Genomic DNA, 9604 nt, shown 5'->3' with positions numbered 1-9604 from the left:
GCATCGATATCCTGTTCGGGAACCGTTTGCTGTTCGAAGACCCCTTTGAACGCGTCCGCAAAATCTTCCGACGTGAGTCGGTCGAGAACAGTCTCGATGCGACCAGCGAGCTTCTTAGACTCCCCGCGATGCAGATGGGTCGCGATGCGGTCGAAATCCGCGCCAGCAGCCAGCACCACCAGATCCCGGGAGTCTGCCTTGCGCCCACTGTGAAGTTTCACCGCGAACAGCAGTTCCCGTTCCGGAATCCTGGCTGTTACCGGGCGGCCGGTTCGCAGTTCTTGGGTGACAGAGTGCTGGGCCAGATAGCGATATGACCATTCAGCTTCCGTCTGGCGACAGCCCAGCGCGTCGACCATCGCGTCGAACCGAACCGGATTCCCGATGTCTTTCGTAAACCGGATAGTGCGGCCCTCGTAGAGCTCGTTTCGCTCGACATCGGCCGTTTTCTCGTAGCCGCGGTCGGTGAGAAGATCGGTGTAGTCGTCGACCGCTTGTGCCGGAATGACGACATCGACGTCCGTCGTGAAGCGCTGATTGAACGCCGCGATCGCCCATCCACCGACGAGCACGTACGGCAGGTCAGCGTCAATGACGGCCTCCAGCGTATCCAGCAGCTCGTCTTCGCGTTCACCGAGACTCATGCATTGAGACGCGGATCCTCGTGGGACGCGTCGATATCGCGGTCGTACTCATCGGCGATCATCTCCAACGCCGGCTCGTAGTTCACCCGGTACTCCAACATGTGCTCGATTGCCTCATCCAACGGAATAACCGGATTGCCGTCAACCCACTCGCGAGTGATCTTCCCACTCGTCGGGAACAACACGTACGAGACTGTCGCGTCGTAGTCGGTTGCATCCGGCCGCTCTTCGATCCGGCTCGGAACCCCGAACTCATCAAAGAACGCCGTCCACTGTTCAACATCCTGGTCGGCGACCTGGATGAAGATCGGATAATCGTCGTGGCCGCGAGCGATCTGATAGCCGCCGTGGGTCCAGACGTAGACGCCGTCGATTTTCGTGTACGCAAAGGGCATCCCGGCGAAATGCGGAATGACGTAGCCGTCGTCGATCGAGGGGGGAACAGCGCGAGAGATGGCCGCGACGAGATCGTAGTAGCGATCCCTGACAGCGTAATTCTCGATGTAAACGCCGTCCTCACGCCGGATGAAGCCTGCGTCCTCCAACCGCTCGATCCAGTCGTAGACCCACGAGTAGGAGCCGTCGATCTTCTGGGCGATTCGACGGATCGAGTCGCCCGGCCGGGCCGCGACCATGATTTTCGCCGCGGTCTCGTCGACGTACTCCATCATCGCTAGTTATCGGTATCGCATCTAACGGTATTAGTCTTGTCCCCCGTATTCCCTATAGAGTTATCTCTATACAGATATACCATTCTTGGCTCCGGTAATTCGATCCGGCTCAGCATTCGAGCAGAGATGAATTAACCAACAGAGGAGACGACTGATCGCTATTCGTTGGTTAAGTCTATCAGCGCCCGCCGAGGGGCGGAGGCGCAGTCCCGTCTCCACCGACCCATGACCGACCGATATCTAACGACCGTTCTCGATGAGGCAGAGCGAGTCGCAGAGCACCACGAGCAGGTCGCCCAATCATCAGACAATCCGAATCACGGGTATCTCCGGTACGCCGTGCTTCGGCTGCTCGAAGGCAAGGCTGACGAGACATCGGTGAAGGTACCGCAGGTCGACAGCGTGACCGTCGGCTACGGGGAGGACAAGGCGATGTACGAGAGCTGGGACGACGACGTCGAGTGGTGGGAGACGGTTCCGCCGCAGACGGAATGTACTCGCTTTCGGATGTTCTACCCCGAGAAGCACGAGGCTGTTCCCCGAGTCATCGTCGACGTGATGGCAGCACTCAGGGCGTGGCGTGTCTGGGCTGGGAGCGCAGCCGCGTGCGGCTCCTATGACCATCGCGAGCGCCGCGAGGTCCATTACCTCTGGCCGGAAGGCCATCCGGTGGAGGAAGTGCTCCACGAGCGGCTTAGTGGCCCTGCGGAAGCCGTCGCTCCCGACGGTGGCCGAACGGGCGACGTTCGCGACCGACTGGTCGTCGACGAGAACCCAAAGTCACAGGACGATCTCGAGCCCCGCACGAAGCGTGCCGTCGCTGAAGCGATGGACGTCTCGCTCCTCTCGAAAGGTGGCCGCTACGAGGTACAGTCCGCGTCCGGCAACAGGTACGAAGTCGACGTCATCGACGAATCGTGTACCTGCCCTGACTGGGAGCAGCGTTCACCCGAGGGCGGCTGCAAGCACCTGCGCCGCGTCGATCACGAGATAAAACGAGGCAGCGTTCCCCGACCAGACGGTCGGCTCCCAGCTGACCCGAACTAACCCTGAGTAACCAACAGGGCTCTCAAGACCACGCTTGCTTTGGGTGACTCAGTCAGTATCGGCCCACTTGCTGTTACGGCAGCTCGCCAGTCACGTCAACGAGATCCTCCTCGGTTCGCCAGCGATAGAGCCGTCCTTCTTGGTCAAATAGTTCGAAGACGCCGTCCTGCATCCAGCCAAAGGGGTGGTCTTCGTCCTCGTACTCTCGCTTGAGCACGTGACTTTTCGCGAAGAACTCCGTCGTGCCGACGAGCAACCCCTGCTCGACGAGGAAGTCACTCGGCTCCTTTTCGGCGACACCGACGAGGTAGGTCACGATGTCCGCGATGAGGCAGAACTTCTGGATGCTGTTATCCCACTCCCCACGAATATCGACCATCCGGAACGCGTACGCGTCGGTGCGCCGGTTAAGGCGGTCCACCACCAGATTCAGCCGTTGGATCGGCTCCCGGTCATAGTTTCCGAGGACGAAATACGACCGGTCGTTCTCGTAGACCGGGGTTAACTCGCTCAAGGCGTGGAGGACTTCCTCGTTGTCGGCCAGCGTTATCTCTTCCTCGTCAAGCTGGTCTTTGGCACTTTTGAGAACGTCATCGGGAACAGGAGACTCCTCCTCGGTCATTATGTGGGTGTCTCGTGGCGGAGAGATATGGTTTACGGAGTAAATTACCTGCTGAGATACGTACAGTTTACTGTGGGGTGATTTACTCAGGGGTAAATTACTTGGCGCCAGAACGTGTATCGTGTTGTATGAGCACCGATCTGGGGACTGCTGAGGGGATGGAATCCCGCGAGCTCGTCCACTTCGTCACCCAACAGACGCGGTTCGCGCTGATCAACAACATCCTCCAGCATCCCGAGCAGCTCCCCTCGATGTACGAACTCGAGGAACTCAATCCCAGCGTGAGCGATGCGACCGTCTACAAGCACATCCAGAAGCTCATCGACGCCGGCATCGTCAAAGAAGTCGCCTTGGACGATGACCAGCGCCGACAAGGCTACCCCTGGAAGTTCTATGGGCTCACCGAGAAGGGACGGGCGTTCCTCGACGACCACAACCTCCTCGCAGCAGAAGAGACGCTCCAGCAGATTTACGAGACCATCTCCGACAAGCCCGAGAAGATGGTCAAATACGAGAACGCTCCCCGTCCGAAGGAGGAATAAGCGTATATGCTGTAAGTAGTGTGCCGGCACACTAGGCTTTTCACGGTCGACAACTTATCGGGAGGTATGAGCAGCGACAGAATTGACGCCGAAAGCAAGGTGTCTGGAAACCAGGCAAATATCCCCGCCCGGATTCGGCGTGAACTCAATATCGACGATGGCGATCAACTCCGTTGGCATCTCGAAGACGATGGGAGCATTCGGGTCCACGTCATCCAACAGCAAATGGGCACGTTCGCCGACTTCGACGGTTACGCTGGTGAGGAGCCAACCGATGTAACGAGCGAGCATGACGCCTGGGGCGTCGACGTCGAGTAAATGCCTCGTGCACTCATCGATACGACAGTCCTCTTTGCCGCCGCATACCGCCGGGATGGAGCCCACGATGCCGCGCTTCCCGTGCTCCAGGGCATCGACGATGGAACGCTCCCGGAGGCAGTCGTCCTCGACTACGTCCTCGCGGAAACGCTCAACGGCCTCACGACCCACGCCGGCCACGACGCAGCCGTCGATCTCCTCGATCGAATCGAAGAAAACGCTCGCTTCCACATCGACTCACTCACCACCGACGTCCTCGCGACAGGGAAGGCCCTCTTTCGCCAACACGAACCGCTCTCCTTCGTCGACGCCTGCATTATCGCATACATGCAAACCGAGGGGCTCGGCTACCTGTATGCGCTTGACGACGATTTTGACGCTGTCGAGGATGTCTATCGCCTCGAGACAGCAACGAATCCCTACGATCCGAACTAACGCTGGCAGACGCTACGGCTGGTGAATGTTCGGGCTCAGGATAGTCGCACCTCGTAGTCAGCCGCCAGCTCCTGGAACTCGTCCCACTCCGGGAGCCGGTCATCGTCGACCTCGCCGTGCGTCTCGAGGTAGCGGAGCAAGGCGTCGATTTCGTCTTCGAGGCCATACTTCACCGCCTGCGCTCGGAGGGCCGCCTCGTCGACGTCGACGTGGCTGAGCAGGAAGAGACAGTACGAGCGGTGACGGCTGCCGTCGTCGATGAGCAGCGTGTGACAGCAGAGCTCCGCCGGCGAGACTGCGTCGAGATCCTCGGAGTAGACGTAGTAGCGGTGGCCGGTGAGCAGGAACTGGAGGTCGAAGGCTGCGAATCGAGCGAGGCCGGTTTCGTGGAACGCCGCCGCGTTGATCTCCGTCTCGGTCTGGGCGAGGAATTCGTCGTAGTCCTCCCAGAGAATCGTACCCTTCGGGGCGACGGCTTCGAGGCGCTGGCGATGGAGATGGTGTGCGAGTTCCCGGGCGAACTCGTGGAGACGGTCGAAGTCGGCGTTGAACTCGTAGCGGCCGTCGGCTGTCCCGACGAGACCCCGGTCGCGAAACCGCTTGAGGACGCGGTTGACCGTGTTGCGGTAGTTGTCGCTCCGGTCGGCGATCTCGGAGACGGTTCGCGGCTGGTCGAGGTAGTACAGCACCTCGAGTGCCTTGCCGGTCAGCAGCTCGGGGAACTCGATGTGGGAGTGCTGGCGGACGAGGTCCTGATAGAGCTCGACGGCGCGAGCATCCGACGGGACGACGCGTTTTCGACGGCCGTCGCGTTCCGTGTAGACGAGTCCCTTCTCGACGAGGTCGGCGACGGCACGGGAGAGGTAGCTTTCGCTGTGGTCGAGCTTCGTCGCGAGTTCGGAGATCGTGTCGCCGCGGTCGACCGTGGCGAGGACCTCGAGTTCGATGCGCCGGAGCACGGTGTAACATAGTACGAAACTTGTATATAAAGAAGTTTCGAGTAGTGTTACACCCAGCAATCGCGAGAACCGCCCCCATCGTCTTAACCAACAAAACTATGGACTCGTGGGTCGTGTTGGTTAACACGAGAGTAGACGATGTCCTACGAACCCCCGACCCCACCGGCGAACCTCCCGACGGAGATCGTCAACACGCTCAACGAGTCGAGCCCGGAGCGACTCCGAGACGTTGCCCGCTATGCCGAGGACCTCGCCGAGCATCGCGAGCGCGAGGCCCGCCTTGCCGAAGCGGAGGAGGAAGACGAGATCGACGAGCGACCCGATGACCTCCCCGATGATGTCCCGACAAAGGCGACGATCACGATCAAGGAGATCAACGACAACCGCTACTACTACTGGCAGTGGCGGGAAGGAGATCGCGTCAAGTCAAAGTACAAATCCCCGGTGAATCCAGACGAGTAGACGAAATAGCACCCTAGTCGGATGACCAGTAGTTCGGAGTGACACCCCGTCTGCAAAGTGAAAGACAGGAGCTGTTAGCGCTCGGGTCGCGGGGCAGTCTCGTACCGTTTGATGTCGTCGGTCTTCTCCACCCGATCGTAGATCTCGCGAAGCGTGTCTTGTGCCCGGATGAGCTTGTGCTCATCGAGGAACTGCCGACCACTTTCGCTGATTCCTTAGAACTTGTACGGTAGATCGTTCTTCCGGCGATCCTCGGGTAGGAGCACCTCCTCGACGATGCCGGCGTCGACGAGCTGCTGGAGGTGCTGGCGAATCGTCGTCCGGCTCTTGCTTGGGTTCACGTAGTCGAGTTCCTTCAACGTCGGTTTTTCCGACGGATGCCCGAGGATGTCCTGGAGAAGCGAGAACCGCGTCTCCTGGGTGACGACGTCGAGCCGCTCCCGTACGGACTCCAAGTCACCTTTCGTGTTGTCGGAGGTACTCATTACCAAAGAAACTCGAGCAACGCGTGAAAAACCGTTTCGCTCAAATGCGCATCGGTTTGAAGCGAATTGATCGAACCGACGGTCTGTGTCGGTAACATCGTTATACAGGAGGCTAGATATCGAAATCTCCGAACCCAATTGAAAGGGTAAGGAGACGCACCCCTATCGACTTGTTCAACGAAACCACCTGCATGCGGAGGGTCACCTCTATCGATTTGTTCAGCGGGAAGTCATCAACGGAAGACCAGAATTGAACCAATGGAGCGGAAATGCCGAAATTGAGTATAGAGTCGGCTCTATACGTGATCGGCTGCATCTATCGTGACCGTGTCGACAGGACCACACACCCACCCCTATCGATTTGTTCTGACGAGAAAGGTGGGGCGGGGAGAGTTGATCACGAGGAACTCACGTGGATATGGCACATCAGAATGAGGTCCTCCGACAGGATCGGTCTTTATAATCTCGATTTCTACTGTATTCGGCATACAGGAGGGGTATACGACAAATCGATTGGGGAGAGTGTAGAGTAGGTAGTTTGGGGAACAGAGGGAATAACAAGACACCTCAGCAGGGTGCCGATAAGTTGCCCGAGTTCGCTCTTCGTCCACCGATTCCTCAACCGATATTTAAATACTCGATTAGGGAGGGAAACAGTGTGCAGGAGCACAGTTAGAACAAATCGATAGAGGTGCGTTCTACTAGCTAGTAACTAGAACTAGAAAGAAGAGAAAGAGAAGATGTGTGCAGGTCTCGATTCTGTGCTAATCGTTACGTAGATGGAGCGTTAGTCCGTTCGGGAATTCTCTCACCCCGCCCCCTCCTTTGTGGTTAGAACAAATCGATAGGGGTGAGAGGGTGTTCGGGAGTTCTCGTGGATCAGTCGAGACGAAGGGTTCCTAACAAATCGTCGGAGGTCGCGGAGGACAACGGTGTAACCCTCCGATACCCTGGTTCTGAACGCCATACCGGTAGAAAAGAAATCGACAGGGGAATCTTTTAGTATCCTGATAGAGTGGGGTCCGGTATGCCCACGGATCCTGGTCCCGAGGAGACCCCCGAGTCCACGGGTTCTATCAAAGATCTCATTCTCGAGCAGGAAGAAGCCGCGAGTCTCATCAAGAACCGGTCACTCCTCGAACCGAACGAGATCGTCGACGAGGAACGTATCGTCGGTCGGGACACCCAGCTCACCGATATCACTCAGCACCTCCGCGTCGCGATTAGTAACGAGCGGCCACCGAACCTTCTCCTCTATGGCCCCTCTGGGACCGGGAAATCGCTCATCATCAACGCCGTCTGCCAGAACATCGTCGAACTCTGTGAAAGTCGTGATATCCGGTTCGGCGTCATCCAGATGAACTGCCAGAACGTGGGCACCCTCGGTGCAGCCGTCTACGAACTGGCGCGAAAGGTATCGAACGACATCGGGACGACTGTCGATGTCCCAGAGCACGGGGTTCCAAACAAGAAAAAATGGCGCGAACTCTACCGCCTCATCAACGAACACTACGATACAGTCGTGTTCATTCTCGATGAACTCGACATGCTCGTCGGTCGTCGTGACAAGGACGAACCAGCCTTCTCCCGGCTTCTCTATCAGCTCTCTCGTGCTGGAAGCACCGACGAGATCACCGCCCAGGTCTCCGTAACTGCGATCACGAACGACACGAAGATGATGGAGAGCGTGGGAAGTCGGGCTCTCAGTTCGTTCACCCCCGAGGACGTTCACTTCAGTGACTACGACGCCAACCAACTCCGAGAGATTCTCCGGGCTCGGGAAGATGCCTTCCACGAGGATGCACTCAGCGAGGACGTCATTCCGCTCGCAGCGGCATTCGCCGCGCAAACCAACGGGGACGCACGGAAGGCGATCGACCTGATGCGAACAGCAGGGTCGATTGCCGAAAAAACAGGTGCGGACGAAGTCCGTGAGGAGCACGTTCGAGAGGCTCAAGATAAGGTCGAGAAGAACCGCGTGTTAGAGGTGACTCGTGGGATCAGCACTCAGAAGAAGCTCTGTCTGTTCGCAACGGCGGCTGTCGCGTGTGAAACGGGTACAGGTGCAGCGAAAAGCCCGCACGGTTACCGTGTGTATCAGTACCTGACCGGCACCCTTGATTCGGATCAGTACCACCAGGAGACGTACGTGAATAAGATGAAGGAACTCACGACGTATTCGTTGGTTGAGACAGAGCGGAAGAGTCAGGGACCCCACTCGGGCAGTTACCTCGAGTTCACGTTTGGTGAGAACCCGGAGACCATTATTGAGACGCTCCGAGAAGATTCGCGGCTAGACGATGTCCACGACAACGAACTCCGCACCGTCGTGAACGCACAGCTCAAAAAGTAGCTCATCCCTCGAACAAATCGATAGGGGCGAGGGTGTTGTCGACGACTCAGTTTCGTCGCTGACGAGAACAAGTCGATAGGGGTGGGTCCACACAGCTTGTTAGTCTCTCACACAACAAATCGATAGGGCTGCCCCTCCACGATCTCGAGTCACCGGTATTCTTGAGAAGCAGTGGAGCCGCTCTCGATTCCTCCAGATCCAACACTCCGTATTTCCTGAGCGTAGGTTCTCCCGGCACCCCTCGTCTTTCGAGGAACTCTCATAGGAGACCCTCGTGAAATCTATATTATCTCTCTTGCTCGGGGCGGAATCATCCCAAGCACTCAAGCGAGCCATAGAGTTCTTCGTTCTGAATGTGGGTACAGAACTGCGCGCACAGCCGACAGCAGTCCGTGGCATCGGTGAACGTCCGGATGCTGGCGTCCCAGCGTGCGTGGACTGCCCCGAGCATGGCACTTCGAACCGATGGTTCGGTCGCGACCATCACCCGTCGTGTGCGCTCTGGTGGGGTCGCGTCGGCCGCCGGCCCCTGCACCCCGTCTGTCGACAGCAGATCTTCAAGGACACTCCCTATCTCGATCCCGACGCCGAGATTATCGCCGACCTGTGGGGCGATGAAAATCGTCGCATTGCTGGCTTGCGCGAAGGCAATACTCTGTGTGGCGGCATCCATCTCATCGAGCGAGATCCCGACGTCAATCGCGAGGAAGGCATTGAAGCCACGCTCGCGAAGACAGTCTCGTGTCTCCTGGAGGAGGCGCAAGACCTCATCTTCGGCGTACTCGCCGCTGGCCTCGTCCCACGTCGCGAAGGACGGGGCGTCGGTTTCGACATCTGCGTCCGCCGGCAGCAGCGCGTCGACGTCGAACGTCCGGTACGGGCCCATCAGATAGACAAGAAACTGTTCGCGCCGGGCTGGAGTGAGGGCGTTCGAGTCACAAGCGGACTGGGAGAGGTTGTCGATAATCCGTTGCCGCATTCGAGTCGTCGATTCGGAACAGCAGTATATAAATATCGGTGTTCTCAGAAATATTCTAGTAGAGAACGACTAAGTAGGTGGCGTCCC

The 9604-nt window shown here is 58.1% G+C and carries 11 protein-coding genes and 1 pseudogene; 6 read left to right on the top strand and 6 right to left on the bottom strand.

The window, feature by feature from the left end; all coding sequences use genetic code 11:
- Window positions 1-644, bottom strand: a 644-nt coding sequence (locus tag ACQUQ1_RS19005) for a nucleotidyltransferase domain-containing protein (protein ID WP_435065828.1), incomplete at its 3' end; no start/stop codon positions are given.
- Complete coding sequence (locus tag ACQUQ1_RS19000) at window positions 641-1312, bottom strand: helix-turn-helix domain-containing protein (protein WP_435065827.1); 672 nt, start codon at window positions 1310-1312, stop codon at window positions 641-643. The genes ACQUQ1_RS19000 and ACQUQ1_RS19005, both read right to left, overlap by 4 nt.
- Before the next feature lie 228 nt (window positions 1313-1540).
- Here ACQUQ1_RS19000 and ACQUQ1_RS18995 point away from each other — a divergent pair, with 228 nt between their 5' ends.
- Window positions 1541-2362 (top strand): hypothetical protein, encoded by an 822-nt coding sequence (locus ACQUQ1_RS18995; protein ID WP_435065826.1) that lies wholly within the window; start codon window positions 1541-1543, stop codon window positions 2360-2362.
- Between the two features lie 73 nt (window positions 2363-2435).
- Here ACQUQ1_RS18995 and ACQUQ1_RS18990 read toward each other — a convergent pair whose 3' ends face one another.
- A complete protein-coding gene (locus ACQUQ1_RS18990) occupies window positions 2436-2984 on the bottom strand; it encodes a hypothetical protein (protein ID WP_435065825.1) in 549 nt (182 codons plus the stop codon).
- Between the two features lie 128 nt (window positions 2985-3112).
- On the opposite strand from ACQUQ1_RS18990, the gene ACQUQ1_RS18985 reads away from it, so the two are divergent.
- The 3 genes from ACQUQ1_RS18985 to ACQUQ1_RS18975 all read left to right on the top strand — a co-directional run bounded on the left by ACQUQ1_RS18985 (window position 3113) and on the right by ACQUQ1_RS18975 (window position 4279).
- Entirely contained in the window at window positions 3113-3526 is a 414-nt protein-coding gene (locus ACQUQ1_RS18985) for a PadR family transcriptional regulator (RefSeq protein ID WP_435065824.1), read from the top strand.
- 66 nt (window positions 3527-3592) lie between these two features.
- On the top strand, window positions 3593-3844 hold the full coding sequence (locus ACQUQ1_RS18980) for an AbrB/MazE/SpoVT family DNA-binding domain-containing protein (RefSeq protein WP_435065822.1): 252 nt from the start codon (window positions 3593-3595) through the stop codon (window positions 3842-3844).
- Window positions 3845-4279, top strand: a complete 435-nt coding sequence (locus tag ACQUQ1_RS18975; RefSeq protein WP_435065820.1) for a PIN domain-containing protein — start codon at window positions 3845-3847, stop codon at window positions 4277-4279. It abuts the gene before it with no gap.
- A 35-nt stretch (window positions 4280-4314) separates the two neighbouring features.
- Here ACQUQ1_RS18975 and ACQUQ1_RS18970 read toward each other — a convergent pair whose 3' ends face one another.
- Window positions 4315-5238 carry a MarR family transcriptional regulator gene (locus tag ACQUQ1_RS18970; RefSeq protein ID WP_435065818.1) on the bottom strand — a complete coding sequence of 308 codons (924 nt, stop codon included), beginning with the start codon at window positions 5236-5238 and terminating at the stop codon, window positions 4315-4317.
- Between the two features lie 138 nt (window positions 5239-5376).
- On the opposite strand from ACQUQ1_RS18970, the gene ACQUQ1_RS18965 reads away from it, so the two are divergent.
- Window positions 5377-5700 (top strand): hypothetical protein, encoded by a 324-nt coding sequence (locus ACQUQ1_RS18965; RefSeq protein ID WP_435065817.1) that lies wholly within the window; start codon window positions 5377-5379, stop codon window positions 5698-5700.
- Between the two features lie 74 nt (window positions 5701-5774).
- On the opposite strand, the pseudogene ACQUQ1_RS18960 reads toward ACQUQ1_RS18965, so the two are convergent.
- Window positions 5775-6185: pseudogene (locus ACQUQ1_RS18960) on the bottom strand (helix-turn-helix domain-containing protein).
- Between the two features lie 1027 nt (window positions 6186-7212).
- On the opposite strand from ACQUQ1_RS18960, the gene ACQUQ1_RS18955 reads away from it, so the two are divergent.
- The gene (locus tag ACQUQ1_RS18955; RefSeq protein WP_435065815.1) at window positions 7213-8538 is read left to right on the top strand and encodes an orc1/cdc6 family replication initiation protein; all 1326 of its coding nucleotides are present in this window, start codon (window positions 7213-7215) and stop codon (window positions 8536-8538) included.
- Between the two features lie 310 nt (window positions 8539-8848).
- Here the strand turns inward: ACQUQ1_RS18955 and ACQUQ1_RS18950 are convergent, their stop codons facing one another.
- Window positions 8849-9517: a DUF7509 family protein gene (locus ACQUQ1_RS18950; RefSeq protein WP_435065813.1), complete on the bottom strand. Its 669-nt coding sequence runs from the start codon at window positions 9515-9517 to the stop codon at window positions 8849-8851.
- Window positions 9518-9604: the final 87 nt, after the last annotated feature.

Source organism: Halobaculum sp. EA56 (assembly GCF_051195075.1).
In the GTDB taxonomy this organism is placed as follows: Archaea; Halobacteriota; Halobacteria; order Halobacteriales; family Haloferacaceae; genus Halobaculum.
Note: the sequence above shows the minus strand (reverse complement) of the source record. Positions and strands in the feature narration are given on the sequence as shown.

What these genes read in the sequence shown, in the direction of transcription:
- ACQUQ1_RS19000 (WP_435065827.1), bottom strand. Translation starts at nt 1,312, where the DNA reads ATGGAGTACGTCGACGAGACCGCGGCGAAAATCATGGTCGCGGCCCGG.
- ACQUQ1_RS18995 (WP_435065826.1), top strand. Translation starts at nt 1,541, where the DNA reads ATGACCGACCGATATCTAACGACCGTTCTCGATGAGGCAGAGCGAGTC.
- ACQUQ1_RS18990 (WP_435065825.1), bottom strand. Translation starts at nt 2,984, where the DNA reads ATGACCGAGGAGGAGTCTCCTGTTCCCGATGACGTTCTCAAAAGTGCC.
- ACQUQ1_RS18985 (WP_435065824.1), top strand. Translation starts at nt 3,113, where the DNA reads ATGAGCACCGATCTGGGGACTGCTGAGGGGATGGAATCCCGCGAGCTC.
- ACQUQ1_RS18980 (WP_435065822.1), top strand. Translation starts at nt 3,593, where the DNA reads ATGAGCAGCGACAGAATTGACGCCGAAAGCAAGGTGTCTGGAAACCAG.
- ACQUQ1_RS18975 (WP_435065820.1), top strand. Translation starts at nt 3,845, where the DNA reads ATGCCTCGTGCACTCATCGATACGACAGTCCTCTTTGCCGCCGCATAC.
- ACQUQ1_RS18965 (WP_435065817.1), top strand. Translation starts at nt 5,377, where the DNA reads ATGTCCTACGAACCCCCGACCCCACCGGCGAACCTCCCGACGGAGATC.
- ACQUQ1_RS18955 (WP_435065815.1), top strand. Translation starts at nt 7,213, where the DNA reads ATGCCCACGGATCCTGGTCCCGAGGAGACCCCCGAGTCCACGGGTTCT.
- ACQUQ1_RS18950 (WP_435065813.1), bottom strand. Translation starts at nt 9,517, where the DNA reads ATGCGGCAACGGATTATCGACAACCTCTCCCAGTCCGCTTGTGACTCG.